We start from the raw sequence: 26,080 nt of genomic DNA on the forward strand, positions 1-26,080 counted from the left end.
CTTATTCGGGAATGGCGTCGCCGCGGCAGGGGATGAGCGCTTGCCAGGCAAGACCCGCCTCGCGATGAGCCAGCGCCGCCTGATAGTCCGGCATGGCAATCATCTCAAGAAAAGCCTTGCGCGACGGGTAGCGTATGATGGCGACCATATCCCATTCGTCGGTCTCGCTGCCGATGAGCGGCGCGGAACTCGGCGAGCCCCAGAAGAAGCGGCCGCCGACCGCCTTGATCTTCTCCATCGCGACCAGCCCGTAAAGCCCATAGGCGTCCTGGCCAGAAAGCCCGCCTGCGTCGCGACCGTCTTTATATTCCGCCTTGTCGCGGAACTTGAGCAGATTGAGCATGCCGATGGGCGCCGTCTGGTCGGCCTTCATGAAGGCCTCGAGTTGCGGCTCGGTAGGCTCAATGGCTCGTGTCATTTCCTGTCCTTCTTTTTCGTGGCGCGCTTCAGCGCAGCGAGAGTTTCCGTCGACACCGGCGCGGTCAGGAAACCAACAATCGAGTCGAAGAGATTGGCGAGGAAAAGCGCTCGCGCCACCGTGTCAGTCGCTGCCCCATGGTGGCGCGTCCAGATCGCGAGCGAGCTCACGGTCATTTCGACAAGGAACCGCTGGCGCTGGATGGCGATCTCCGGCGGCAGGTCGCCCAGCGCCGCCGTCAGCAGCGACGCCGTCTGCCGGATGCCCGCGAAGTCGCTCCGCAGCGCAATAGCGGGCAGATCGATTTCAGGCTCGTTGAGCACCTGCGCGAGGAAGCGCACGAAGCGGACGCCCTCTTCCGAATCGAGAAGCTCGGCCATTGGCAGGAATGTGGCGGAGACGACGGCGCGGAGATCATGCTCGCCGCTCTTGCGCATCAATTCGTCGAGATAGGCAACCCGCCGCTCGTCGATCGCCTTCACGCGATGTTCGAGGATCGCCTCCAGCAATGACGCCTTCGAGCCAAAATGGTAATGCAGCGCCGATTCATTGCGCTGACCTGCCGCCTCATTGATCTGCTTCAGCGTGACGCCATGAATGCCGTGCTCGCCGAAGAGCTTCTCTGCGGCGAGGATCAGCCTTTCGCGCGTGTCACCGCGCCTGGTCGTTTCTTTTTGCTGCATATGTCCACACTAATGTTACTCATTAAACAGGTCAAGGCGGCTTCGGAAGGCGCTCAATCCCTGTATGATCGCATCATGCTTCGATCGGGATTGCACGTCCTCGGGCGCTGGCGGGGGCGTTTTCTTTGCGCAGCCGCCAACCGGCCCCAGTCTGGACCGGGCCAGCACCGGCCTCCAAGGGAAAGCCGACGGCTGCGGATAGTCCTTGCCGCGCTACGCCATGAACTCGCGCCTGCCACGGGCATTGCGCTCCTCTCCTGCCTCGCGGCGGTCTCCATCTTCTCACCACTCCGCGCCGCGCCGCCGGAAGCACAGACAAACACCACGGCGAAACAACCCTCCACACTCGCCTTCGGCACACGCGTCGAGGGAACGAAAATCCCCGACGACCTGCGCGCGACACTCACCGACAATATCCAGCTCGGCAAGGGCAAGGCCCCCTCGCCCGCGACGCTCGGCCAACTGCGCCGCCGCGCCACGGAGGACGCAGCAAGACTCAACGACGTGTTGCGGTCCGAGGCTTATTATAACGGCCGTGTCGATGTCGAGATCGAGGAGGCGCAGGGTGGCCGCCTCGACGTCGCCTTCAGGGTGACGCTCGGCCCCCGCAGCATGATTCGCAGCTTCATCATCCAATATACCGACAGCCCTTGCGACATGGCCTCGCTGCCGAAGGACGGCACGGCGCTCGGCCTGAAGTCCAACCGCGCGGCACGGGCCCAGCGCGTCATCGACCTGACCGCCGCCGCCATGAGCTTTCTCGAAAATCACGGCCATCCGCGACCGAAGCTCGCGGAGCGCAAGGTCATCGTCGATCTCGCCGCCAATCAGGCCGACATCACGCTGACCATTAAGGCGGGCCCGCCCGAACGCTTTGGCGATCTCACCATCGCGAATGAAGGCCGCACGAAGGACGACTATGTGCGCTCGCTCACGAAGTTCAAGCCGGGCGATCCCTATGATCGCAGCAAGGCCGACGCCACCGTATCCGAACTCCGCAAGACCGGCCTCTTCGATCGCGTGACGCTCGATGCCGTCGATACATCTGGCGACACCGTGCCGCAAAAGCTCACCCTCACCGAGCGTCCCCACCGCTCCGTCGGCGTGGGTGCGCGCTGGTCGTCGGATCAGGGAGCCGGCGTCACCACCTTCTGGGAGCATCGCAATTTCTTCAGCGCAGCGGAAAAACTCCATCTCGATCTCACCATCGCGCAGGAGTTGCAGCTTCTGGGCGCGCATTTCAGCAAGCCGCACTTTCTGCGCGACGACCAGACCCTGCTCGCGGATTTCGAGGTCGCACATGAAATCACCGACGCCTATCACGAGAACCGCGTAAAGACGGCGGCGGGCATCGCGCGGAAACTCCGCGAAACCCTCAATGCAAGCGCAGGCCTCTCTTTTGAAATAGAGCGCACGACCGACAGCACGGGCTACCACGCCTATGAACTCTTCGGCATTCCGATGACCGGGCGCTATGACGGCAGCAACGATCTTCTCGATCCGACGAAAGGCATGCGCCTCGGCCTTGCGCTCACGCCCTATGCGGGCAGCGCCGATGGCGCGGCGACGACTTTCGTGAAACTCGACGCAACGGGCTCGACCTATTTGAGTTTCAGCCGCAAATTCACTCTCGCGTTGCGCGCCCGCTACGGCTCCATGCTTGCGCAGCAAACGGGCGATGTGCCGGGCTCGATCCGCTTCTATGCCGGCGGAGGCAGTTCCATCCGCGGCTATGGCTATCAGCTCGTCGGCCCGATCAATGCCAAGAAGGAGCCTCTCGGTGCGCGCTCCGTCTTCGAGGCAAGCGCGGAGACACGATATCGCGTCAGCCGCGACATCGGCCTCGTCGCCTTTCTTGATGCGGGCAATGCCTGGTCCACACCTACGCCGAAATTCAGCGAACAATTGCGGCTCGGCGCCGGCGTCGGCGTCCGCTACTACACGGTCGTCGGGCCCATCAGGGCCGATATAGGCATTCCACTCAACAAACGGCCCGGCATCGACGATTCTTTCCAGCTCTATTTCTCGCTCGGACAGGCTTTCTGATGGCTCGCGCGCAATCGCCCAATCTCAGCCATACGACGGGCCTTGTTCGCGCCATTGGCGCCATCGCGCTCGGCATCTTCGCCATGCTGCTCGGCCTCGTCGCAATTATGGTCGTCGCGCTGCAAGTGCCGGATGTCCGCGAGCGGCTGCTCGCCCTCGCGCTCGGCGCGGTCAATCAGGGCGGCACCCGAGTCGAAATCGGCGAGATCGGCGGCGCATGGCCCCAGCACCTCGAAGTCCGCAACGTTACCCTCAGCGACGCCGAAGGCGTCTGGCTTTCGCTTGAGGAAGCGAAGCTCGACTGGCATCCAGCCTCGCTTCTCATCGGCACGTTCCACGTCGAAAATCTCTCCGTCGTGGCGCTCGGCATTTCGCGCAGCCCCGCGAGCGACACGCCCTCCACCTCCAGCGGCTTCAGTCTCCCCACGCTTCCCGTCGCGATCCGCATCGATGCAGCAAAGGCCGAGCGGCTGACGCTCGGCAAGCGACTCACCGGCATCGCGGAGAAGGGCATGCTGGCGCAACTCGACGCGACAGCGCAGCTCGGGTTCAGCGCAAACCGTCTCTCGCTGACACTTGCCGCGCAGCGCACCGACCGCGTGCCCGGCAAGATAGACGCGACGATTTTTTTCGACCGCCGCACTCAGGAACTCGATGCGAACGTCTTTGCCGAAGACGGCAGCGTGGCCAAGCCCGGTCTTATCGCCACGCTCGGACATGTCGCGGGCGCAGAGCATGTAACGCTTACGGCACGGGCGCGGAACGACAATGGCAAGGTAACGGGCGAAGCCAAACTTGACGCTGGCAGCGCGCTCTTCTTTTCGGCCAATGCGCAAGGCAGCTGGAACCGGACGCTCGCCCTTGGCACAAGCATGAGCGCCGAAGGCAATCTCGTCTCCAATGCGCTTTCCGATCTGGGCCGCGCTCGCCGTGTCGAGCTCGCGACGAATATCGCTCTCGACCCAGACGACACACTGACATTGAAAGACTTCCGCCTCGACGCAGCTCCTTTCGCGCTTATAGGCGGCGCGCGATTGACCGACGCCTTCGGCTCCGCATCGCGCGACCTCGCTGCCGATGGAACGCTTTCAGGCCTCGACCGCTTCGCAGGCAAGTCGGGCAACGCCGCACTCGCATCGCTCGAATGGCACATCGCGGGCCAGATCGACACCGCGTCCAACCTCGCCCATATCACGGAAGCCACACTCGCCACGCCCTCTGGCAAGCTCATCCTTTCGGGAGATGTTTCGCTCGACGGCACCAGCGTGAAGGGCGGGGCCGAGGCGACACTTACCGACCTCACGCCCTATGGCGATCTCGTCGGGCAAAGCATGAGGGGCGCCGCGCAGATTACCCTCTCGCCCTTCGCGCGCGCTCCGGATGGCGACGGCGCAGGCGACCTCGTCATCAAGACTAGCGGCGTCGATCTCAACGATGCGACGCTCAACCCGTTTTTTGGCGGCGATGTCGCGATCGATGCTTCGCTCATCCTGCCGAAGGCGGGCGGCTTCGCCTTTCCCTCCATCGCGCTTACGCCTTCGACGGGTGCCTATCGCTTCCACGCGTCCATCGCGCAAAGCGCCAACGACGTTCTTTCCGGAGAAGCGCATTTCGAAACCGGCGAAATCGCGACGCTGCTTCCCGGAGAGGACGTTGCGGGCCGTTTCGCCGCTGACGCCACGCTGGCCGGTAGCCTCTCCGCTCCCCGCGGGGCCGTGAAGGCGCGGCTGGCCGATGGCTCACTCTATGGCTTCGGCACAAAACTCGCGTCGCTCGATCTCGCTGCCGATGAAGGAGGCGCCGGCCCCGTCGCCTTCCGCTTCGAAGGACCGGATGGCAAGGCCGCGCTCGACGCCACGCTCGCGCTTCCGAAGGAAGGCGGTGCGAGGCTCGATACTCTGAAGGCCGATCTCTTCGGTACGTCGCTCGACGGCGCGCTCGCTATCTCCAATGATGGGCTTCTTTCCGGTACGCTCAAGGGAGAGCACACATCGCTGAAACTCTTCACAGCGGTGACCAGCCTCGACATCGGCGGAAACGGCACGGTCTCGCTCACCGTCGAGCCCCGCGACGGCAAACAGCACGCGGCGCTTACCGTCGATACGCAGCGCATGACCGTCGATATGATCGACAGGATCGAATTCGACCGCGCCGCGCTCTCCGTGAAAATCGACGATCTTTTCGGGGCCATGGACATCGACGGAACATTCACAGCGCCCACCGGTCAGGTGGGCCTCACACGGCTCGATGTGACGCGGCTGACGGCAAAGGGCCCGCTCGCCAGGCTCGCGCTCAACCTCGATGCCGCAGGCACACGCGAGTCCTACAAGGTCGAACCTGTGTCCCTTTCCGCTGCTGCGATCTATGCGGAAAAAACCGAAACGATTTCCGTTTCGAAATTCGACCTTGCTCTCGGCGCCGCGTCGCTCGCGCTTGCGAAGCCCGCAAATATCGACGTTCGCGGCGGCGTCGATGCAAAGGCGGTGACATTTGATGCGAAGGGGCCTTCCGGCAGCGGCGCGATAAAAGGCGGGCTTGTCTTGCAGTCTCGCACGGTGCGCCTCAACGTCGAAGCGAACACACTGCCGCTCGAACTCGTGAGCCCCTTGCTCCTCAGCGAAACCGCGCATGGCTTGGGCGATGCGCAGCTCGCGCTCGACAGCGGCAAGGGAACGGGCTCGCTCTCGCTCAAACTCTCGAAACTCACCCTCGCTCAGGCAGATGAAACGGAACGCCCGGCCTTCGACGCAACGCTCGACGGCACCTGGGCGCGGGGCCGCCTCGATCTCTCCGCCAATGCTATGGGCGTCTCGACACGGCCATTCGAACTCAAGGCCTCGCTTCCCGTCAGCCGCGCTTCCGACAGCGCGTGGCCCGCGCTTGCGAAACGGGGTGCCGTATCGGGCAGCCTCGACTGGGAGGGGCCAGCCGCATCGCTGGTGGCGCTCGCCGATCTGACGACGCAGCAGCTCGGCGGCGATGCGAAAGTCGCGCTGCGAGCGAGCGGCGACATTTCAGGCCCGCTGATCAATGGCCAAGCGAGCGTCACGAATGGCACTTACGAGAATTTCGACAGCGGCACGGTATTGCGCGACCTCTCGCTTTCGCTCACCGGACGCAACAGCCAGACCGTGAACTTCACCCTCGATGCGAATGACGGGGCGAAGGGCCATGTCGCGGCGAGCGGCGAAATCCATCTCGCAAAAGGCGCCTTCCCCGCCATTTCCGCCAACGCGACATTCGACAATGCACATCTGGTGCGACAATCCGAAGCGGATATCGCAGTCAACGGCGCGCTCGAACTTGCGGGCGCGACCTTCCCGCCCGGACCCGACGCGCCATTGAGCCTCAAGGGTAAGCTCACGACGACGCTCGCCCAGATCCGCATTCCCGAAAATCTGTCGAGCAGCGTCGCACAAATCGATGTTGTCGAAATCAATGGCGCCCCCTCACGCATCGCGGCCGTCGGCCGGTCGACGCCGGTGCCCATCGACCTCGATGTCGCACTTGGCTTCGGCGAGCCGCTCAAGGTCAGCGGACGCGGACTCGACTCGCTGTGGGACGGTGACCTCAGGATCGACGGAACGGCGATGGATCCGCGCATCGACGGCGCACTGACAAGCCGGCGCGGCACACTCGATTTCGCCGGCAAGACCTTCACCCTGACCAAGGGTGCCGTCCATTTCCTCGACCGGCCCCCCATCGATCCCGACATTGACACTACGCTCACCTACAAGCGCACGGACCTCACCGCGTATGTCGCCGTCACCGGTCGCAGTTCCGCGCCGCAGGTGACACTCACCTCCGATCCCGAACTCCCGCGCGACGAAATCCTCTCGCGCATCCTTTTCAACAAGGGGGCGGGCGAACTCTCCGCCATGGAGGCGGTGCAGCTTGCCAATACACTCGCCCAACTCTCCGGCAAGGGTGGGCTAAGCGGCGCAGGCATTCTCGGTTCCGTGCAGAATACGCTCGGCCTCGACGTGCTCAGAATCGATCAGGCCGAGTCGGGTGCGACCACAGTCGCCGCGGGCAAATATATCCAGAAAGGCATTTACGTCGGCGTGGAACAGGGCGCTCTGTCGAGCGACAGCTCCGTGAAGGTCCAGATCGAGGTGACGCCGCAGATCACCGTCGACACACGCATAGGGCAGAGCACCGGCGGAGACGTCGGCGTCAACTGGAAGTGGGACTATTAGAAAGTCTCAGTAGGACGAACGGGGCGGGAAACCGTCGTCCACGCTACCGCGCTGGCCGCCGGGTGCGATCTTGTTGCCGCTGTTTAGCAGCTTCTGCCGCCGGGCTTCTTCTTCCTGACGCCTCATCTTGTACTGGTCGGCATACATCTCGGCGTCGTGCTGGGCCTTCGTGTCGTAACGGGGATCCTGATCCGAACGGTTGTTCACGGGCGGAGAATCGGCCTCGTCCTTGAGTTCATAGACCTTGTGACCTGCCTGCCCCGCCGACTCCGACGGAGCGGTGTCCTGTGCGAATGCCGACGAAACCGCCAAAACCGTGGCAAAACTCGCCACGCCCAGGGCCAACAGAGGCCTCGCGATTCGATTCTTCATGATCTCAGCACCTTTTTTCAGGACCGTTTGCGGCCTCAATATAGGAATGCGCCGCCGTCTCGCATAGTTGCATTTGCATCACGGTTGCATTCGTTCAGTTGCACCCCAGGGAACGACACTATCCGCTTACGGATGATAACGAATCGCAGCCTCCGCCGTCCCGTTTGGCTGGACTATCTGTCGCACCCGTCACTGGGCTTGCGGACATTGTGACGCAGCGTCAACTTTCGCGTCATAGATCACATTTCTCCTATGGGTATTGCCTGCGTGAGAACAAGCCGCTCGAACGGCCAACCGCCAGGCAACAGGAAACCGCGGGAAGTGAAGTCGCGATGGCGAAGATTAAATACATCGAATGCGACGGGACCGAGCATCAGGTCGATGTTCCCAATGGCCTCTCCGTGATGGAAGGCGCCATCCGCTACACCATTCCGGGCATTGACGGGGATTGCGGCGGGGCCTGCGCCTGCGCCACCTGCCACGTCTATGTCGAGAATGGCTGGATGGAGAAGCTCGCACCGATGGAAGACCTCGAGCGCGACATGCTCGACTTCGCCTTCGACGTCAAGGAGAACAGCCGCCTTTCCTGCCAGATCAAGGTGGACGAAACGATCGACGGTCTCGTCGTTCGCACGCCCGCCCGCCAGTACTGACGTTGACGTGAGATAGCGGACGCTCGCGCCCGCAGAGCTTCACCGGCCGCCGACAAGAACAACAAGCGGCCCCATGACGGAGGAAGGTCTATGAACGCTAAGGCAGAGGCAAAAATCGTCCAGAAGGGCGATTGGAAAGTCAGCATGACGCCGGACGACATCTATCGTCACCCGATGGATATCGCATGGCACTTCGCTTACGAGTTCGGCGAGGAAAAGGTCGCCGATCTCTACAAGCGCGCGAAGCAGAACCAGTGGGATTCCGACGACCTCCTGCCCTGGGACACACCGGTCGATCCCTCGAAGCCGCTCATCAACAACGAGCAGGACATCTACCACAAGATGTCTTTCTTCAAGAAGCTGTCGAAGTCGCAGCAGGAAACCTTCACCGCTCATTCGACGGCGCAGCTGCTCTCGCAATTCCTGCATGGCGAACAGGGCGCGTTGATGACGGCGGCCTGCGTCACCCATTCGGTGCCCGACTCCGGCGCCAAGCTCTATGCCGCAACCCAGACCATGGACGAAGCGCGCCATGTCGAGGTTTATTCGAAATATTGCGACAAGATCGCCATGGTCTATCCCATGTCGCCCTGGCTCAAGGCGCTCATCGATGCGACGCTTCAGTCGGATCGCTATGAGAAGGTCATGATCGGCATGAACATGATCGTCGAAGGCCTCGCTCTCGGCGCCTTCAACAACATGTACCGCTCCACGACCTGCCCGCTGCTGAAGCAGCTCACCTTCAACGTGATGCGCGACGAGTCGCGGCACGTCTCCTTCGGTCACGTCTTCCTCGGGCCGGTCATCAAGACACTGCATCCCGACGATGTGGAAGATCTCGCCGAATTTGCCTTCAACGCGGTCAATATCCTCGTTCAGGCGCAGACGGCGGGCACGATCGCCAACAAGGTCGATCCGGGTTTCATGGAGGTGCTGCAGAATAGCGGCATCGACGCCGATGACTTCTTCAAGGGCCTCGCGGAAGCGGCCGACGAAGGCATCGCCCAGACGCTGCCTCCGGGGCAGGTCCACGCGCTGAAAGATCTGATGATGCCCGCCATCGCCCGCGTCGGCCTGCTCACGCCGACCGTACTGAAGAAGTACGAGGAAGCCGGCATTCCGGTGTTCGACGATCCGCGCGTTCTCAACGCCATGGAAGGCGGCCACCCGACCGGCGAAAGTGCCGCCGCCGAGTAAGCGACATGCGGCCCGCCCCGGCACGATGCCGGGGCGGGACTTTTTCGACGGGACGACAAAGATGACGAGCAGCAGCGAAATCGGCGACGCAAAGACGGGCGAAAGCTTCCGCGCCATTGTGGAGGGCTTGCCGGAAGCGGTAGTCGTGTCGACGCCGGAGGGGCTGATTACCTATTTCAATCCCGCCGCCGAAAAGCTTTTCGGCTTTGCCGCCTCCGAGGTCGTCGGCAACAACGTCACCATGCTTGTGCCGCGCAATTCGCGCCGCCATGCCGATCCGCTGAAATGGCTCACGAGGTGGGCGGCGGAGCCGGAACACACGCAGTCGCGTTTCCTCGATCTCATCGGCACCACGAAGGCGGGTCACGAGATGCCCGTCGATGTCCGTGTCTCGGAAACGGTGCTTAATGGCGAACGACGCTTCCTCATCACCGTGCGCGACAACACGGCGCGGCGTGAGGAACAGGCCGCCTTCAAGGAGGCGCATCTCAAGGCATCACGCATCCTGATGATCGCGGAGGATGGCATTGTCTCCGCCGATGAAGATCAAAAAATCACATTCTTCAATCTCAAGGCCGAGGAAATCTTCCGCTACCGCGCGGAAGAAGTTCTGGGAAAGCCGCTCGACATGCTTCTGCCTGAACGCTACCGCGCACATCATGGCGATCAGGTGCGCGGCTTCGGCACGGGCAAGATCGCGTCGCAGCTTATGAGCCAGCGCGGCGAGGTCGTGGGCCTTCGCAAGAATGGCGAGGAGTTCCCGCTCGAGGCGACGATCACCAAGGTTTCCGTCGGCGGACACATCACCTATACGGCGCATCTGCGCGACATCACCGAGCGCAAGGCCGCTCAGGCTCGCCTCCGGGAAAGTGAACGCCGCTTCCGCGCGGTTTTCGATCACGCTTTCGAGGCCATCGGCCTCTTGAGCCCGGATGGCACGGTGCTGGAAATCAACCGCGCAGGCCGCGCGCTCACGGAAGGCATTTCGAGCCTTGAAGGCCTGCCGCTCTGGGAACTGCCCTGGGCGGGCGGCGAATTCGCCACGGACGATTTCGCCCGTCAGCGCCTCAAGGCCGCGATTGCCGCCGCCGCAAAAGGCGAGACCGTGCGCTACACCGCGGAAATCAAGAAAGGCGACGAAGTTCACAAGATCGACCTTTCGCTCGTGCCCGTGAAGGATGAGAGCGGAAAGGTGATCTACATCGTGCCCGAAGGCCGCGACGTGACGGGGCAGGCCTTCTAGGCCAGCCCCGCTTTTGCCTTGCTCAGACGTTCGCCGGATCGACGATCTTCACGATGAGCTTGCCGATATTCTCGCCGTCAAAAAGCTTGTTGACCGCGACCGGCGCCTCCTCGAGCCCATCGACGATAGTTTCGCGATGCTTGATCTTGCCTTCAGCCACCCATTGCGCGAGTTGCATGGAGCCTTCGGCATATTTCGACATGAAGTCGATGACGATGAAGCCGCGCACCGTGATGCGCCGCATGAGGATCGGCGAGAAGTCGGCGCGCATCGGCTGGTCGGTATTGTAGCCAGAGATCATTCCGCAAAGCGGCATGCGACTGAAAAGGTTCATGCGCGCCATCACGGCTTCCATGATCTCGCCGCCGACATTCTCGAAATTGACATCGATGCCATCAGGGGTCGCCTCTACGAGACGCTCTTTCCAGTCCGCCGCCTTGTAGTCGACCGCCGCATCGAACCCGAGATCCTCGACGAGGTGACGGCATTTTTCCTTGCCGCCCGCAATACCGACTGCGCGGCAGCCCTTGATCTTCGCGATCTGACCGACGACGGAACCGACCGCGCCGGCGGCCGCGGAAACGACAACGGTTTCGCCGGCCTTTGGCTGGCCGAGTTCGAGCAATCCGAAATAGGCGGTGAGGCCCGTAATGCCGCAAGCGCCCATCATGGCGGTGAGCGGCACGGGCAGGCCCTTGGGAATCACACCCATACCCGTCTCGACCGTCTCACCTGCGATGGTGTAGTCCTGCCAACCGACGAGGCCCGTCACCTGATCGCCGACCTTGTAGGCGGATGAATTCGACTTCACGACGATACCGATACCACCGCCGCGCATGACCGCGCCAAGCTCGACGGGCGGCATGTACTGGTCCATGTCACTCATCCAGATGCGGTTCGTCGGATCGAGGCTCAGATAGACATTGCGCACCAGCGCCTGGCCGGGGCCAGGCTCCGGGATCGGCGCTTCGACCAGATCGAAATCGGATTTCCTGATGCGCCCCTGTGGCCGCGCCTTCAACCTGAACTGGCGGTTGATGTCGTTCTTCATTTTGTGCTCCCTCGCCTCACGGCATTACGATTTCGAACCAGAAGTCGAAGACATCGAGGAGTTCGACGAGATCGTCGAATGCCTTGCCATTGCCTTCGACCGAAGCGGTATTGGCCGCGACAAGATCGGCGAGCGTCTTTTCGCGCAGCACGATGTCGGCGAGCCCCATCCGCGTGAGCTTGATGCTCGCATCGGCCTTCGGATCGATGCGGTCACGGCGATGGTGAAGCACGCCGTTTTCGACGCTGAGAAGAAATGTCTCGCCTGTATCGGTGAAGCCGAGATTGAAGGCGAAGTGGCGCGCGCCCGCCTTTGGCCCGTTGAGACGCACGGAAAGCGAGTCAAGAATCCGCTCGACCGGCAAAGTCCGTACCTGTCCGGCAGCACCGGGGCGCGGCGTGGGCGAGGCCGGACGCGGATTGCGAAGTTCCATCGCGGCCGTGAGATAGAAGGCGCGCCACGGCCCCGATTCCGCCTGATAACCAAGCTGTTCCAGCGCATCGGCCTGCAGGTGCCGCGCGTCCGCGTTGGCGGGGTCCGAGAAGACGAGATGGTTCACGACTTCCGCCACCCAGCGATATTCGCCCTTGTCGAAACATTCACGTGCCTTCCGCAGCACGGCGGCCGGGCCCCCCATGAACTCGACATAGCGCTTCGCGGCATCGACGGGCGGCAGCGGATGGAGATGCGCCGGGTTGCCATCGAACCAGCCGAGATAGCGCTGATAGACAGCCTTCGCATTGTGATTGAGCGTGCCGTAATAGCCCCGCGTATACCATTCGGAGGCGAGCGTCGGCGGCAGCGCGATCTCTTCCGCGATTTCAATGGGCGTCAGCCCGTGGTTCGCGAGGCGCAGCGTCTGGTCATGCACATATTTGTACATGTCGCGCTGCTTTTCGAGGAAGGCGATGGCGACATCGCGGCCCCAGCGCGGCCAGTGATGGCTGGCGAAAAGCACTTCGGTCTTGCCGCCGAAAATGTCGATCGCCTCGTCGATATAATGGCTCCACGACTTCGCGTCGCGCACCTGGGCACCGCGCGGCGTATAGAGATTATGCATGTGGCAGGAGCAGTTCTCCGCCATGCAGAGCGCCTTCATCTGCGGAAAGAAGAAGTTCATTTCCGCAGGTGCTTCGCTATCGGGCGTCAGCTGGAAAACGATCTCGACGCCATCGACATTGAGCGTCTCGCCGGTGTGGGTGATGATTTCATTCGGCGGCACGAGGCTCACCTGACCGAGAGATACAGTCTTGCCAAGGCCCGCATCGACATGGCCCTTCGGCCCGCGCGGCAGCAGCGCGCCATACATATAGGTCGCGCGGCGGCCCATCGCATTGCCCGCGAGCACATTCTCGCTCACCGCCTCTTCGAGGAAGCCTTCCGGCGCAATGATGCGAATGTCGCCCCGCGCGATATCCTCATCGCTCAGAACGCCCTTGACGCCGCCATAATGATCGACATGGGAATGGGTGTAGATGACCGCAACGACGGGCCGTTGCCCCCTGTGCTCGCGATAGAGCGCGAGCGACGTCCGCGCCGTTTCAGACGAGATCAGCGGATCGATGACGATGATGCCCGTCTTGCCTTCAATGAAGGTGATGTTCGAGAGGTCGAAGTTGCGGACCTGATAGATGCTCTCGGAGACCTTGAAGAGGCCGTGGATCGAATTGAGCTGTGCCTGCCGCCAGAGGCTCGGATTGACGGTCGCGGGCGCCGGGCTACCTTCCTCAATGAAGGAAAAGGCTGACATGTCCCAGACGGGAAAGCCCGCTTCGTTCAGCGATTTCGCATCGGGGATCGTGGCAATGAAGCCGCGCCGCGCGAGCTCGAAATCTTCGCCCGTTTCCTTCGGCAATTGGCCATGCAGGTATCCATGCGCCCGGCAGGTGGCCTCGCTCGCTTCCTTGGGTGCGTTCGCTTGCGGCTTGTTCATCGTCTCTCCCTCATGTTCCGGTACCTTTACGGCTCTTGCCGGGAGAGTAGAACGAGGGTCGCCCAAAACGTAATACTTATTGCGCGAAAAACGCCGCTCTGAACCTCACATTTTCGGCGAAATGCGTTCAGGGCTGCTTCACGTAACGGCCCGGCGCCGGCTCAAGCGGCGGATAATCGGCAGCGCCCATGGCGGGCGGCGCGACCTTGTCACCGCCATGCGTATCGAGCCAGTCCACCCAAGCGGGCCACCACGAACCCTCGCTTGTCGGCGTCACCTCGACCCAGCGCTCGGAGTCGACATGCTTGTCCGTCGCGTTTCGATGCGCAAGGCGGTAGTGCCGATGCGGGTGGCCGGGCTCGCTGACGATACCCGCATTGTGGCCGCCGCTCGTGAGCACAAAGGTCACATCCGTGTCCGCGATGAGGTTGATCTTGTAGACGGACCGCCAGGGCGCGACATGGTCCGTCTCTGTCGCAACGGCGAAGAACGGCGCACGAATATCCGTCAGCGCCACCGGCGCACCGAGCGCCGCAAAGCGCCCCTCGAAAAGTTCGTTGTCGAGGAAAAGGTGCCGCAGATATTCGCTATGCATGCGATAGGGCATTCGCGTCGCGTCCGCGTTCCATGCCATCAGATCGTTCATGGGTTCGCGCTCGCCAAGCAGATATTCCTGCACCGCGCGCGACCAGACGAGATCGCGCGAGCGCAGCATCTGGAAAGCGCCCGCCATCTGCTTCGTATCGAGGAAGCCCTTGTCCCACATGAGGTCTTCGAGAAGCGCAAGCTGGCTCTCATCGACGAAGAGAAGCAGCTCGCCCGCTTCCGTGAAATCGGTCTGCGCCGCAAGGAGCGTAACGCTGTTGAGCGGGCCGTCGCCGTCCCGCGCCAACCATGCGGCGGCGATCGAGAGCAGCGTGCCGCCGAGGCAGTAACCTGCGGCATTGATCTGGCGGTCAGGCACCACGGCGCGAACGGCATCAATCGCGTCGAGAATACCAAGTTTCAGATAGTCGTCCATGCCGAGATCACGATCCTCGGCGTCGGGGTTCTTCCACGAGATCATGAAGACGGTGTGGCCGCGATCGACGAGATATTTGACCAGCGAGTTCTGCGGCGACAGATCGAGAATGTAGTACTTCATGATCCATGCCGGCACGATAAGGATCGGCTCTGCGCTCACCGTTTCGGTGGTCGGCTTGTACTGGATGAGTTCGATCAGCCGATTGCGGAAGATGACTTCGCCCGGCGTCACCGCCACCGCCTCGCCCGGACGGAAAGCCTCGGCGCCCGCAGGCCCCTGCCCCCTGAGCCCACGCTGCAGGTCGTCCGCCATGTTCATCGCGCCTTGCAGCAGATTCTGCCCGCCTGTCTCCAGCGTCTTTCTCAGCACCACCGGATTGGTGAGGATGTTGTTCGATGGCGACATCATGTCGAGCGCCTGGCGCGCCATGAAGGAAACGACATTCTCATGATGGCGGTCGACGCCGCGCACCTCGGTCGTCGCGACATGCCACCATTGCTGCGTCAGCAGAAACCCCTGATAGAAGCAGTCGAAGGGCGGCTTGCGCCACGCCGGATCGTCGAAGCGATGGTCCTGCGGCAGGGGCTCGATGCAGGCATCCATCTTCTTGCCGCTCAGGCTCTGCATGGCGTGGGTCGCAAGCCGCGCGGTCTTCGTCACGGCCTTGGTCGCCAGTTCCTGCTGCTTGCCGGGCGAGCTTGCCAGATGCAGCGCCCAGTCGAGCGCGGCGAGGCCGGCGCTGGCGGGCGAAATGCCAAGCGACGACTGCGCGACGGTCGCGCGCAGGAGCCGATCGAGGCTCGACCAATTGTGATGATGCAGGGCCAGCGGATCGGGCGCAGAACGGCGCGATGCAGCGGGTGCGGCAGGCGGCACGTCATCAATGAGTTTTCGCGGATTGCGCTTCGACGCCTTGAGCGCGGGGCGTTTACGGGCTGGTTGTTTCGGGCCTTGCGCCATGGAGCCTCCGGCATTGGCGCCGGAACATCCGGCGCGAAACTCCCCCCATTTCACATCCTACCCGTGATGTTTCAATGAACAAGGCTTCGCTTGGGCTGAAACGCCGCATCGGAGCATCCCCTCGGCGACTGGCGCCGGTCAGTCCATATATTGTTCGTTGCCGACGAAGCCGATGCGGGTGACGCCGAGCCTCTGCGCGGCGGCCAGCACCCGTGCCACATAGTCGTATTTGACCAGTCGGTTGGGCTTGAGATGGATTTCGGGTTGGGGCGTCTCTGCTGCCGCCGATTTGAGATATTCGTCGAGCTTTGCCGTATCGGGCACCGCGACGCCGTTCCAGAAAACGGTGCCGTCGAAATCGAGTTCGAGATCGACCACCTTCGGCTCCCGCTGCGGCGTCTGCACGTTGCGCGGCATGTCGAGCTTCACGGCATGGGTCTGAATCGGAATGGTGATGATGAGCATCACCAGAAGCACGAGCATCACGTCGATCAACGGTGTCGTGTTGATCTCCATCATCGGCTCGTCGTCCTTGCCGCCTCCGATGTTCATCGCCATGCTCGTATCTCCCCCGGAGCCAACATTACTGTGCCACGCCGCGATCGGGCTCGGTGATGAATGCGACCTTCTCGATGCCGCCGCGCTGGCAATCGACGATCACCTTGCCGATGAACTCGAAGCGCACTTCCTTGTCGCCGCGCACATGAATCTCGGGCTGCGGCTGCTTCGCCGCCGCTTCCTTGATCTTCGCCAACAGCGCCGCGTTGTCGGCCATTTTGACGCTGCCCCAGTACACCGCGCCCTCGCGATCCACCGCCACGACGATGTTCTCGGGCTTGGTCTGCGTCGCCACGTTCGAAGCCTTGGGCAGGTCGACCGGCACGGTCTGGATCGCCACCGGAATGGTGATCAGGAAGATGATGAGCAGCACCAGCATCACGTCCACCAGCGGCGTCGTGTTGATCGCGGAGATGACGTCGTCCTCGTCTCCGCTGCTGCCAATATTCATCGCCATGCCGTCATTCCCCGAACGTCAACCGAACCGCCTTCGCGTCGCCTTCTCAGCCCTTCGTCAACAGGCGCGTCTCGACTTCCGCCGCGAAGCGCCGCACCTGATCGAGCGCGGCCTTGTTGCGGCGGATGAGCCAGTTGTAGCCAAGCACTGCCGGCACGGCGACGGCGAGGCCGATGGCCGTCATGATCAGCGCTTCGCCAACGGGCCCTGCAACCTTGTCGATCGAGGCCTGGCCCGCGAGGCCGATCTGGATCAGGGCGTGATAAATGCCCCAGACCGTGCCGAAAAGACCGATGAAGGGCGCCGTCGAACCAACAGTCGCGAGGAAGGCGAGACCGCCCTGCAGCCCGGATGCAACGCCATCGATGCCGCGGTTGAGCGCTGCGGTCGTCCAGTCGATCAGCGTCACCTGCGCCGCCAGGCCACGGCCATGCTGCTCCGACGCCGCGATGCCCTGTTCCGCAACGGCGCGGAAAGCCGAATTCTTCGCGAGCGTGTCCGTCGCCTCCTTGAGGCTTGAAGACCTGGCAAAGCTCTTCTGGGCCGCGCGAGCCTGAGCGAAAAGGCCGCGCTGTTCCCAGAGCTTGGTGAAGAGGATGTACCAGCTACCCATCGACATCAGCGCGAGGATGAGCAGCGTGACTTTCGCCACGAGGTCGCCCTGCGCCCAGAGCGCGGCCAGACCATAGGGATTGGCAGCCGGCTCCGCCGCCGTCTCGGCAAGCGGGCTTTCCGCGCCGGGCACGGCAGCGGGTGTTGTCGCATCAGTCGTGGCAGGCGCCGCTGGCGCTTGTGTTCCCGCCGCGGCGGCGGGGGCGGCCGGAGCTTCCGTTTCGGCGCGCAACGGTGTCGACAGCGCGAGGCTCAGCGCCACCAGCGCACCCGCCGACATCAGCGTCAGCGCCCGCAGCCGCGAACCAAAGCAGGCCTCACCCGCATTGCGCGCCATACTTCCAGTCGTCATGGGACACTCCGAACAATTGTTAGACATTCCCGGCGCGGATCAATATCCACCTGCCGCATCCTCCTGATGCGCCCGATCGCCGGACGCCCCCTTTTATTTTCGTTGGCCGCGCCCGCAACATGAGCAGGAAAACCCGGCGCAGCATTTCGCCCTCCTTCATTGACCTCGTCAATGCGGAAAGTCGCCGGCCGCCTCGGCAGGCGGCTGTTGGGGTGGCTACGGACGGAGAATGGAGGGTCCCGCGCGCGGTGTCAGGCGGCGGAGGGTGCAGAGGCGCCTATTTCCACGTCAGCGTCGTGGTAAATCCTCGTCATCATAAAGGATGCGCTCGGCGGCACCGTCGAGATCATCATACTGCCGCGACTTGAGCGACCAGAGAAAGCCGAGCAGGCCAAGAAAGCCAAGAAGCAGCGCCGCGGGCATCAGATAGACAAGGATATCCATTAGTCTGCCTTCCGAACCCGCCCGAGGCGCAATGAATTCAGTGTGACCGTAATAGACGAGGTCGACATCGCCACCGCAGCGATCAGCGGCGTCACAAAGCCCGCGAAAGCGAGCGGGATCGCGACGGCATTATAAGCGAGCGCAAGCCCGAAGTTCTCGAAAACCAGCCGCCGCGATTTTTTTGCCACCTCGACCGCCTCGATCACTGCCCCGAGCTTCGCACCCTGGAAGATGAAATCTGCCGCCGTCTGGCTGATATCCGAGGCGTCCGCGGGCGACATGGAGACGTGCGCCACGCGGAGGGCAGGCGCATCGTTGAGACCGTCGCCGACCATCAGCACCTTGCGGCCCTCGCTCGCGAGTTCCTTCAGCCGCGCGATCTTTGCATCGGGCCGGGCGCCTGCACGCCAGACGGAAATGCCGAGCGCTTCTGCCGCGGCGCGAGCGGCAGGCTCGCGATCGCCCGATAGAAGCTCGATGGAGAAACCGAGCACCTTGAGCGCGCGAACAGTTTCGATTGCGTCGGGGCGAAGCTGATCCATGAAGCGGAAGCAGCAGGGCCGCGCGATCCCACGGCGCAGCCAAAGTTCCGGGCCGCCATGCGCATTGCCGTCAAAGTCCGGCGCGCCGACCCATTCGCGGCTGCCGAGACGCACCACTTCCTCGCCCAGCCGGCCTTCGAGACCCTGCCCCGGCTCCTCACGAATATCGGTGAGAACGGGGAGCGGCTTCGTGCCTGCACTTTCGACGAGCGCGCGCGAGAGGGGATGGCGGCTGGAGCGCGCCAGTGCCGCTCCGACCGCAAGATCGGTAGCAGACACCACGCTGTCGACGAGACGGGGACGACCGACAGTCAATGTGCCGGTCTTGTCGAAGACGATCGTGTCCACTTCCGCCAGACGTTCGAGCCCGTCCGGAGCCTTGAGCAAAATGCCATGCTTGAGCAGCCTGCCGGTCGCGACGACCTGCACCACGGGCACCGCGAGCCCCAGCGCGCAAGGGCAGGTCACGATCAGAACCGCAATCGCATTGGTGAGCGCGGTGACGAAGCCCGCCCCCATGGCAAGCCAGAAGAGCACGGTGGCAAGCGCCAGGATATGAACGGATGGTGCGTAAATACGGGCTGCGCGATCGGCGATGCGTACATAGGCGGAGCGGCCCTGCTCGGCAGCCTCCATGAGCCGCACAATCTCGGCAAGCAGAGATTGGTCATCGCGCGCTGTCACAGTGACCTGCATGGGCGCGGTGATGTTCATGGTGCCAGCAAAAACATGTGCGCCGGGGCGGACCACTTCCGGCAGGCTCTCGCCTGTGACGAGGCTCGTATCGACGTCGCTGATACCGGAGGCGACGACACCATCGGCAGGCACGCGGGCACCCGCCGCGACGGCGACCAGCATGCCCGGCTCAAGCGCTTCGACGGGAACGGAGCGCTGCGACCCGTCGGCCTCCATCACCGTCGCCGCGACAGCCCGGAGCCCGAGCAGGTTCTGCGCAGCCTCGCAGGCGCGGTTGCGTGCCTGAACGTCGAGATAGCGTCCGATCAACAGGAAAAAAAGAAGCGTGATGCTTGCATCGAAATAGACGTGCTCGGCATTCGCGATCGTCTGCACCAGGCTCATGCTGGTCGCCAGCGTCACCGCGAGCGAAATCGGCACGTCCATGTTCATCTGCCGATTGCGCAGGGCTGCAAAGGCGGAGCGAAAGAAGGGCTGCCCGGAATAGACTATGGTCGGCAAAGCAATGAGCGCGGATATCCAGTAGAAGAGCGCCCGCGTCTCCGGCTCCATGTCGCTGACAAGGCCGGCCCAGACGGATACCGAGAGCAGCATCACATTGGCCGCCGCAAAACCCGCGACACCCATGGCGCGCAGCAGCTTGCGGCCTTCATTTTCATCGAGCGCGCCGATGAGCTTGGGATCGAAGGGCACGGCCTCGAAGCCAATGGAGGCAAGCTTTTCGACGATGGCAGCGGGCTTCAGGCGGGAAGGATCCCACCTCACCCCGACGCGCTTCGTCGAAAGATTGGCACGCGCGAAGGAAACGCCATCGAGCTCGCCCAGCGCCCGCTCGATGCGGCGCATGCACCCCGCGCAATGCATGGACTGAACGACGAGATCGAGCTTGGCCTCCCGGCTACCTTCGTCGACGCGAACGAAAAGACCAGGATCGGCGCGCGAGGTCAACGGCGTGGCCGTCTCTCCGACTGTCTCTCTTGCAGCGTCGCTCATCCAGGCCTCCGACTCTGCGGCGTTTAACGAGCCGGCTTGATAAAGGCGCGTGTTTCCTGGGCAAACTTCTCGTTGCTGGCGCCAAGCGCGGCGAGGCGAACGATCCAGTTGCCATCATAGTCGAGCTTGAAATCAGCCTCGTAACGGCCAGGTGCCGTTTCGCGCATGACTGCCGTCTGGTCGACACCCACCATGACCGGGCGGAAGAAGGTCGCATTCACCTTGAGGCCGATGAGCGGCGCGCCCGTCTTGTCGGTGAAGCGCACGGCGAGATGCGTGACGCCGCCAGCCGCACTCACGGGGTCTGAGAGTTCCGCCTTCCAACCCAGCGCCTTCTGCGCCTCCATGGCGGCGAGATCCTTGTTGTAGGCACGACCGCGCTGATAGGCGTCGTCGGCCTCAATGCCATCAAAAGTCGACAGGGCTTCATAGATAAAGATGCCGTTGACCGCAAAGATCACGCCGAAGCTGAGGATCATGATGATCAGTACGTGACGGCCGGTAAGCTTGCCGAAGCGCTCTGTCGGGCGATAGTCCGTATCCTCGATGCTCATTGGGCCGGTCCTCTGAAAGTCGTCTCGCTAACGGTGCGCCGTCCGGTCTCATCTGTCACGACGAAGCTGAGCTTCGCCAAGCCGCCATCGAGAGCGGAGAGGCGGTCCTTCGGCAGGCTTACATAGAAGCGCACATTCTTGAGCGCGTCGGGGCCGATCTCAACCTCTGTCGGGTTCGCTTCTTCAGCGGAGATCCCGGCAAGGCTCGCACCTTCCGGACCCTGGATCGCAACATGAAAGACATGCGCCGCAGTATCCTTGTTGATGATCTTGATGCCGTAGCCGTTCCGGATACTTCCATCCGACAAGGTGACGAAGAGCGGATTTCGATCTCGAAGCACGTTGAGCTGCAAGGTCTGACGATTGGCAAGCGCTATGAGCATGGCGGCCGAAACGACCAGCAGAGCTACCGCATAAACAATGGTACGCGGGCGAATGATGCGGAAACGCAGCGGCTCGCCGGCCTTGCGGCGTTCCCGATTGTTCAGCGTGTCATAGCCGATGAGACCGCGCGGGCGGCCCACCTTGTCCATGATCTCATCGCAAGCGTCGATGCAGAGCGCGCACTGGATGCATTCGAGCTGCATGCCGTCGCGAATATCGATGCCCATCGGGCAGGCAGCCACGCACTGGCCGCAATCGATGCAATCGCCGCGGCCTTCCCAGCTCGAGCCCTTCTTGTGCGGCCCACGCTTCTCGCCACGGTCGTCCTTGTAGCTCACAAGGAGCGATTCCTCGTCGAACATCGCGCCCTGAATGCGCGGCCAGGGGCACATATAGATGCAGACCTGCTCACGGGCAATGCCACCCAGCGTGTAGGTCGTCGCGGTAAAGAGGCCGACGAAGATATAGGCCGTTATCGGTGCGGAAAACGTGACCATCTGCGTGGCCAGCGTAGGCGCATCGGCAAAATAGAAGACCCAGGCACCGCCGGTGAGGATCGCGATGAGGAGCCAGACCACATGCTTGCCCGCCTTGCGCGCAAGCTTGCTCAGGCTCCAGCCTTCCTTGTCGAGCCTGATGCGCGCGGAGCGATCACCCTCGAAGAGGCGTTCGACAAAGACGAAGAGATCGGTCCAGACCGTCTGCGGACAGGTATAGCCGCACCAAACACGACCGGCGACGCTGGTCGCGAGGAAGAGGCCGAGCGCAGCAAGGATCAGCAGACCGGTGACGTAGTAGAATTCCTGCGGCCAGATTTCCAGAAAGAAGAAATAGAAGCGCCGCGCCGGAAAATCGAGCAGGACCGCCTGGTCGGGCATGCCCGGCCCGCGGTTCCAGCGAATGAACGGCGTCACATAGTAGATGGACAGCGTGAGCGCCATGACCAGCCACTTGATGCGGCGGAACGTGCCATGGACGAGCTTTGGCTGAACCTTGATCCGGCTCTGGTATAAAGGCCTGTTCAGCTGTGAATTGACCGCGACCGCGCTGTCATCGTTCAGCGCGGAAGAGGAAGCGGCGGAGGCTGCACCAACAGCCTCCGCCACCAGGGTTTCAAGATTCGCGGCGGGTTCGCTCATAACTCACTCACTCCTTCGGCGCAAAACTCACGCCGTTATTTGCCTCCGCCCAGCGAATGGACGTAAAGGGCCAGTTCTTTGATGGTCGAACCCGAGAGGCGGGTTCCCCAAGCCGGCATCACGCCGCCGCGACCATGCGAGACCGTCGTAACGATGGTGGCCTTGTCGCCCCCATAGAGCCAGATCGCATCCGTCAGGTTCGGCGCTCCGAGCTCCTGATTGCCCTTGGCGTCCGCTCCATGGCAGGAGGTGCAATTCGCCTCGAAAACCGCAGCGCCCCGCTTGGCAGCTTCGGCATCGTCCGCCTTGTTGCTCAATGAGAGGACGTATTCCGCGGCGTCATTGATCTGCTCGCGCGTCAGCATCTGATCGTCAAGGAAACGAGGCATCATGTTCTGGCGCGTGTCGGCATCGGCTTCCCAGCGAATGCCGTGCGTCACCGTGGTCTGGATGTCGGCGAGCTTGCCGCCCCAGAGCCAGTCGTCGTCATTCAGGTTGGGGAAGCCGTTGCCGCCCGCCGCGCCCGAGCCGTGGCACGGCGCACAATTGTCAGCGAACGTTGCCTTGCCACCGGCAAGCGCTACTTCCATGAGGCTGTCGTTCTTCGCGATGTCCTCGATCGGCATCGCGTCGATCTGCTTCAGGAACACGGCGCGGCCTTCGGCAACCTTCTCCAGCTCGGCGGAAACTTCGCCGCGCTGCGTATAGCCGAAGGAACCGGCCGTGTGTTTCCAGCCGCCGCTCGTGAAGTAGGGCCAGGCCGGGAACACGACCCAATAGGCGATCGACCAGAGGATGCAGACATAGAAAGTGTAGATCCACCACTTTGGCAGCGGATTGTTCAACTCCTTGATGCCGTCCCATTCGTGGCCGGTCGTTTCAACGCCAGAGACTTCGTCCTTATGTTTCTGCGTGCTCATTGCTCGCCCCCTTCATGATCGTCATTGAGCGGCAGCTGTGCCAGACGCTCAAAGGTCTGCTTGTTCGACGGCCAAAGCGCATAGCCGACGGCAATGAGGAACAGGACGCAGAAGAGCACCAGTCCCCAAGTTCCAGCGAGAGCGGATATTTCCTGATGTGTCATGGTTGTGCTCACTGGGCGAACTTGGCGCTGTCATAGGCATTGAAGTCGACCAGCGTTCCAAGCATCTGGAGATAAGCCACCAGCGCATCGAGCTCGGTGATCGTCTTCGGGTCGCCGTCGAAGTTACGGATGACGGCCTTGGGATACCGCTGGGCGATACCAGTGGTGTCGCCATCCGGATTGACCTGCGCCTCGAGATCCGCCTTTGCATCGGCGATATCTTCATCCGTATAGGGAACACCTGTCACGCGAAGCGCCTTCATATCGTCGGCGATATGCGTGTAGTCGAGCGGCGTCTTCGCAAGGGACGGATAACCCGGCATCACAGATTCCGGCACGACCTGGCGCGGATTGGTCATATGCAGACGATGCCACTCGTCCGAATATTTGCCGCCGATACGGGCAAGATCCGGCCCGTTGCGCTTCGATCCCCACTGGAAGGGATGATCGTACATGCTTTCGGCTGCCAGCGAATAATGACCGTAGCGCTCCACTTCAGAACGGAGCGAACGGATCATCTGGCTGTGGCAGAGGTAGCAGCCTTCGCGCATGTAGATGTTGCGTCCGGCGAGTTCAAGCGGGCTATAAGGCCGCACACCCTTCACATCCTCAATCGTAGTCTTGATGAGGAAGGTCGGAATGATCTCGACGATACCGCCGATCGACACCGCGATGAGCGAGAGGAGGAGAAGCAGTATCGAGTTCTTCTCGATGACTTCATGCGAAAATCTGGACATCTACGTCTCCCTCACTCAGCCGGCTGCGCAAGCGCGCCGATGGGCCCGTTGGCGTTGGCAGGTGCGTTGGCGATGATCGGTTCACCAGCTCGCACGTCGCCCTTGATGGTCCGCCAGCAGTTGTAGACCATGATGACCGTACCCGTGAGGTAGAGCAGACCGCCCGTAGCACGGATGACGTAGAAGGGGTGCATGGCCGCGACGGTCTCCACGAAGGAATATTCGAGGAAGCCCTGCGCGTCATAGGCACGCCACATCAGACCCTGAAGGATACCCGACACCCACATCGACGTGATGTAGAGGACGATGCCCATGGTCGAAATCCAGAAGTGCCAGCTCACCAGCGCGATCGAGTAGAGCCGCTCGCGCTTCCACAGCCACGGAACGAGGCAGTAGACAGCACCGAAGGTCACGAAGCCGACCCAGCCCATGGCGCCCGAATGCACATGACCGATGGTCCAGTCGGTGTAGTGCGAGAGCGAGTTCACCGCCTTGATCGACATGAGCGGACCTTCGAAGGTTGACATGCCGTAGAAGGCGACCGACACGACGAGCATGCGGATCACCGGATCGGTGCGGAGCTTGTCCCAGGCGCCCGAAAGCGTCATCAGGCCGTTGATCATGCCGCCCCAGCTGGGCATCCACAGCATGATCGAGAAGGTCATGCCGAGTGTCTGCGCCCAGTCAGGCAGGGCCGTGTAGTGCAGATGATGAGGGCCCGCCCAGATGTAGAGGAAGATCAGCGCCCAGAAGTGGATGATCGAGAGCCTGTAGGAATAGACCGGACGGCCCGCACGCTTCGGCACGAAGTAGTACATCATGCCGAGGAAGCCCGCCGTCAGGAAGAAGCCGACCGCATTGTGGCCATACCACCACTGGATCAGCGCGTCCTGCACGCCCGAGAAGGCGCTGAAGCTCTTGCTCGAGAAGATCGAGACCGGCACCGTCAGGTTGTTGCCGAGGTGGAGCATCGCGATCGTGACGATGAACGCCAGATAGAACCAGTTCGCCACATAGATATGCGGCTCCTTGCGCTTCATCAGCGTCCCGACGAAGACGAGGAGATAGGTCACCCAGACGATTGTCAGCCAGATGTCCGCGTACCATTCGGGCTCGGCATATTCGCGAGCCTCGGTCACACCCATAAGGTAGCCCGTCGCCGCGATGACGATGAAGAGGTTGTAGCCCCAGAAGACGAACCAGGGAGCGATATTACCCGCAAGGCGCGCGCGGCAGGTCCGCTGCACGACGTAGAACGAGGTCGCGATCAGCGCGTTGCCGCCCATGGCGAAAATCACGCCCGATGTGTGCACCGGGCGAAGCCTGCCGAAGCTGATATAGGCAAAATCGAAATTAAGGGCCGGGAACGCCAACTCGCTGGCGATATAGACACCCGCAAGCATGCCGGCGACACCCCAGAAGAGCGTCGCGATCACGCCGTATTTGATGACCGTATCGCTATACCCCTGGCCGTCATCCGCGCCGGGAAGCCTTTTCAGGGCGTTGAAATGGCGATTTCCGATCGCCAGAACACCAGCGACGAAAGCCAGCGTGAACATCCACGCATGGATCGCCATGGGTACATCGTAAGCCTTAGCCGCGACGACGAGGCTGTAAAGCGCCCCCGCCACCAGCGCGATCGCCGTCAAATAAGACGACGTTGTCATTGTTCCGTAGAGACGACCGCCCGCCCCGCCTGAAACCGCCATTTGACGATCTCCTTCATGTTGCCTGTGGCATTGAACATGC

General features: G+C 62.3%; 22 protein-coding genes. 5 read left to right on the forward strand and 17 right to left on the reverse strand.

From position 1 onward, the window contains the following. Position 1: 1 nt before the first annotated feature. The gene (locus F2P47_RS06060; protein WP_152215274.1) at positions 2-418 is read right to left on the reverse strand and encodes a DUF1330 domain-containing protein; all 417 of its coding nucleotides are present in this window, start codon (positions 416-418) and stop codon (positions 2-4) included. Further along, entirely contained in the window at positions 415-1,101 is a 687-nt protein-coding gene (locus F2P47_RS06065; RefSeq protein WP_152215275.1) for a TetR/AcrR family transcriptional regulator, read from the reverse strand. Before F2P47_RS06065 ends, F2P47_RS06060 begins: the two co-directional genes overlap by 4 nt. Before the next feature lie 75 nt (positions 1,102-1,176). On the opposite strand from F2P47_RS06065, the gene F2P47_RS06070 reads away from it, so the two are divergent. Beyond that, positions 1,177-3,147 (forward strand): autotransporter assembly complex protein TamA, encoded by a 1,971-nt coding sequence (locus F2P47_RS06070; RefSeq protein ID WP_185680974.1) that lies wholly within the window; start codon positions 1,177-1,179, stop codon positions 3,145-3,147. Further along, complete coding sequence (locus F2P47_RS06075) at positions 3,147-7,346, forward strand: translocation/assembly module TamB domain-containing protein (RefSeq protein WP_152215277.1); 4,200 nt, start codon at positions 3,147-3,149, stop codon at positions 7,344-7,346. The genes F2P47_RS06070 and F2P47_RS06075 overlap by 1 nt, the downstream gene beginning before the upstream one ends. 6 nt (positions 7,347-7,352) lie before the next feature. Here the strand turns inward: F2P47_RS06075 and F2P47_RS06080 are convergent, their stop codons facing one another. Further along, positions 7,353-7,691, reverse strand: a complete 339-nt coding sequence (locus tag F2P47_RS06080; protein ID WP_152215278.1) for a hypothetical protein — start codon at positions 7,689-7,691, stop codon at positions 7,353-7,355. Between the two features lie 359 nt (positions 7,692-8,050). On the opposite strand from F2P47_RS06080, the gene F2P47_RS06085 reads away from it, so the two are divergent. From F2P47_RS06085 to F2P47_RS06095, 3 genes are all read left to right on the forward strand, one after another. Continuing rightward, on the forward strand, positions 8,051-8,371 hold the full coding sequence (locus F2P47_RS06085; protein ID WP_152215279.1) for a 2Fe-2S iron-sulfur cluster-binding protein: 321 nt from the start codon (positions 8,051-8,053) through the stop codon (positions 8,369-8,371). 90 nt (positions 8,372-8,461) lie between these two features. Further along, complete coding sequence (locus F2P47_RS06090; protein ID WP_152215280.1) at positions 8,462-9,568, forward strand: ferritin-like domain-containing protein; 1,107 nt, start codon at positions 8,462-8,464, stop codon at positions 9,566-9,568. Between the two features lie 61 nt (positions 9,569-9,629). After that, complete coding sequence (locus tag F2P47_RS06095) at positions 9,630-10,811, forward strand: PAS domain-containing protein (RefSeq protein ID WP_185680975.1); 1,182 nt, start codon at positions 9,630-9,632, stop codon at positions 10,809-10,811. 22 nt (positions 10,812-10,833) lie between these two features. Here F2P47_RS06095 and F2P47_RS06100 read toward each other — a convergent pair whose 3' ends face one another. The 14 genes from F2P47_RS06100 to ccoN all read right to left on the reverse strand — a co-directional run bounded on the left by F2P47_RS06100 (position 10,834) and on the right by ccoN (position 26,040). Further along, positions 10,834-11,862, reverse strand: coding sequence for an NADP-dependent oxidoreductase (locus tag F2P47_RS06100; RefSeq protein WP_152215282.1), 1,029 nt, complete (start codon positions 11,860-11,862; stop codon positions 10,834-10,836). 16 nt (positions 11,863-11,878) lie between these two features. Then, positions 11,879-13,795: an alkyl/aryl-sulfatase gene (locus F2P47_RS06105; RefSeq protein ID WP_152215283.1), complete on the reverse strand. Its 1,917-nt coding sequence runs from the start codon at positions 13,793-13,795 to the stop codon at positions 11,879-11,881. Positions 13,796-13,922: 127 nt separating this feature from the next. Next, the gene (locus tag F2P47_RS06110) at positions 13,923-15,779 is read right to left on the reverse strand and encodes a PHA/PHB synthase family protein (protein WP_152215284.1); all 1,857 of its coding nucleotides are present in this window, start codon (positions 15,777-15,779) and stop codon (positions 13,923-13,925) included. Between the two features lie 138 nt (positions 15,780-15,917). Further along, positions 15,918-16,337 carry an ExbD/TolR family protein gene (locus tag F2P47_RS06115; RefSeq protein WP_152215285.1) on the reverse strand — a complete coding sequence of 140 codons (420 nt, stop codon included), beginning with the start codon at positions 16,335-16,337 and terminating at the stop codon, positions 15,918-15,920. Between the two features lie 25 nt (positions 16,338-16,362). Next, positions 16,363-16,794, reverse strand: coding sequence for an ExbD/TolR family protein (locus F2P47_RS06120; protein ID WP_152215286.1), 432 nt, complete (start codon positions 16,792-16,794; stop codon positions 16,363-16,365). 46 nt (positions 16,795-16,840) lie between these two features. Beyond that, the gene (locus F2P47_RS17900; protein WP_246176766.1) at positions 16,841-17,758 is read right to left on the reverse strand and encodes a MotA/TolQ/ExbB proton channel family protein; all 918 of its coding nucleotides are present in this window, start codon (positions 17,756-17,758) and stop codon (positions 16,841-16,843) included. 288 nt (positions 17,759-18,046) lie between these two features. After that, positions 18,047-18,202: a cbb3-type cytochrome oxidase assembly protein CcoS gene (gene ccoS / locus F2P47_RS06130; protein WP_152215287.1), complete on the reverse strand. Its 156-nt coding sequence runs from the start codon at positions 18,200-18,202 to the stop codon at positions 18,047-18,049. Next, positions 18,202-20,433: a heavy metal translocating P-type ATPase gene (locus tag F2P47_RS06135; RefSeq protein WP_152215288.1), complete on the reverse strand. Its 2,232-nt coding sequence runs from the start codon at positions 20,431-20,433 to the stop codon at positions 18,202-18,204. The genes ccoS and F2P47_RS06135 overlap by 1 nt, the downstream gene beginning before the upstream one ends. Before the next feature lie 23 nt (positions 20,434-20,456). Further along, entirely contained in the window at positions 20,457-20,987 is a 531-nt protein-coding gene (locus tag F2P47_RS06140) for a FixH family protein (protein ID WP_152215290.1), read from the reverse strand. Then, positions 20,984-22,510, reverse strand: coding sequence for a cytochrome c oxidase accessory protein CcoG (ccoG, locus tag F2P47_RS06145; RefSeq protein WP_152215292.1), 1,527 nt, complete (start codon positions 22,508-22,510; stop codon positions 20,984-20,986). The genes F2P47_RS06140 and ccoG overlap by 4 nt, the downstream gene beginning before the upstream one ends. Before the next feature lie 35 nt (positions 22,511-22,545). Further along, positions 22,546-23,430 (reverse strand): cytochrome-c oxidase, cbb3-type subunit III, encoded by an 885-nt coding sequence (ccoP, locus tag F2P47_RS06150; protein ID WP_152215294.1) that lies wholly within the window; start codon positions 23,428-23,430, stop codon positions 22,546-22,548. Further along, positions 23,427-23,594: a cbb3-type cytochrome c oxidase subunit 3 gene (locus F2P47_RS06155; RefSeq protein ID WP_152215295.1), complete on the reverse strand. Its 168-nt coding sequence runs from the start codon at positions 23,592-23,594 to the stop codon at positions 23,427-23,429. The genes ccoP and F2P47_RS06155 overlap by 4 nt, the downstream gene beginning before the upstream one ends. An 8-nt stretch (positions 23,595-23,602) precedes the next feature. Then, on the reverse strand, positions 23,603-24,331 hold the full coding sequence (gene ccoO / locus F2P47_RS06160) for a cytochrome-c oxidase, cbb3-type subunit II (RefSeq protein ID WP_152215297.1): 729 nt from the start codon (positions 24,329-24,331) through the stop codon (positions 23,603-23,605). Positions 24,332-24,342: 11 nt separating this feature from the next. Then, positions 24,343-26,040: a cytochrome-c oxidase, cbb3-type subunit I gene (ccoN, locus tag F2P47_RS06165; RefSeq protein ID WP_152215299.1), complete on the reverse strand. Its 1,698-nt coding sequence runs from the start codon at positions 26,038-26,040 to the stop codon at positions 24,343-24,345. Positions 26,041-26,080 lie beyond the last annotated feature (40 nt).

It is taken from the genome of Parvibaculum sedimenti (assembly GCF_009184905.1).
Classification (GTDB): domain Bacteria; phylum Pseudomonadota; class Alphaproteobacteria; order Parvibaculales; family Parvibaculaceae; genus Parvibaculum; species Parvibaculum sedimenti.

Coding starts and splice junctions, on each gene's coding strand:
- F2P47_RS06070 (WP_185680974.1), top strand. CDS start 1,177: ATGCTTCGATCGGGATTGCACGTCCTCGGGCGCTGGCGGGGGCGTTTT.
- ccoP (WP_152215294.1), bottom strand. CDS start 23,430: ATGAGCACGCAGAAACATAAGGACGAAGTCTCTGGCGTTGAAACGACC.
- ccoG (WP_152215292.1), bottom strand. CDS start 22,510: ATGAGCGAACCCGCCGCGAATCTTGAAACCCTGGTGGCGGAGGCTGTT.
- F2P47_RS06090 (WP_152215280.1), top strand. CDS start 8,462: ATGAACGCTAAGGCAGAGGCAAAAATCGTCCAGAAGGGCGATTGGAAA.
- F2P47_RS06115 (WP_152215285.1), bottom strand. CDS start 16,337: ATGGCGATGAACATCGGAGGCGGCAAGGACGACGAGCCGATGATGGAG.
- ccoO (WP_152215297.1), bottom strand. CDS start 24,331: ATGTCCAGATTTTCGCATGAAGTCATCGAGAAGAACTCGATACTGCTT.
- F2P47_RS06060 (WP_152215274.1), bottom strand. CDS start 418: ATGACACGAGCCATTGAGCCTACCGAGCCGCAACTCGAGGCCTTCATG.
- F2P47_RS06120 (WP_152215286.1), bottom strand. CDS start 16,794: ATGGCGATGAATATTGGCAGCAGCGGAGACGAGGACGACGTCATCTCC.
- F2P47_RS06110 (WP_152215284.1), bottom strand. CDS start 15,779: ATGGCGCAAGGCCCGAAACAACCAGCCCGTAAACGCCCCGCGCTCAAG.
- F2P47_RS06155 (WP_152215295.1), bottom strand. CDS start 23,594: ATGACACATCAGGAAATATCCGCTCTCGCTGGAACTTGGGGACTGGTG.
- F2P47_RS06075 (WP_152215277.1), top strand. CDS start 3,147: ATGGCTCGCGCGCAATCGCCCAATCTCAGCCATACGACGGGCCTTGTT.
- F2P47_RS06140 (WP_152215290.1), bottom strand. CDS start 20,987: ATGAGCATCGAGGATACGGACTATCGCCCGACAGAGCGCTTCGGCAAG.
- F2P47_RS06135 (WP_152215288.1), bottom strand. CDS start 20,433: ATGAGCGACGCTGCAAGAGAGACAGTCGGAGAGACGGCCACGCCGTTG.
- F2P47_RS06095 (WP_185680975.1), top strand. CDS start 9,630: ATGACGAGCAGCAGCGAAATCGGCGACGCAAAGACGGGCGAAAGCTTC.
- F2P47_RS06105 (WP_152215283.1), bottom strand. CDS start 13,795: ATGAACAAGCCGCAAGCGAACGCACCCAAGGAAGCGAGCGAGGCCACC.
- F2P47_RS06085 (WP_152215279.1), top strand. CDS start 8,051: ATGGCGAAGATTAAATACATCGAATGCGACGGGACCGAGCATCAGGTC.
- ccoS (WP_152215287.1), bottom strand. CDS start 18,202: ATGGATATCCTTGTCTATCTGATGCCCGCGGCGCTGCTTCTTGGCTTT.
- F2P47_RS06065 (WP_152215275.1), bottom strand. CDS start 1,101: ATGCAGCAAAAAGAAACGACCAGGCGCGGTGACACGCGCGAAAGGCTG.
- ccoN (WP_152215299.1), bottom strand. CDS start 26,040: ATGGCGGTTTCAGGCGGGGCGGGCGGTCGTCTCTACGGAACAATGACA.
- F2P47_RS06100 (WP_152215282.1), bottom strand. CDS start 11,862: ATGAAGAACGACATCAACCGCCAGTTCAGGTTGAAGGCGCGGCCACAG.
- F2P47_RS17900 (WP_246176766.1), bottom strand. CDS start 17,758: ATGACGACTGGAAGTATGGCGCGCAATGCGGGTGAGGCCTGCTTTGGT.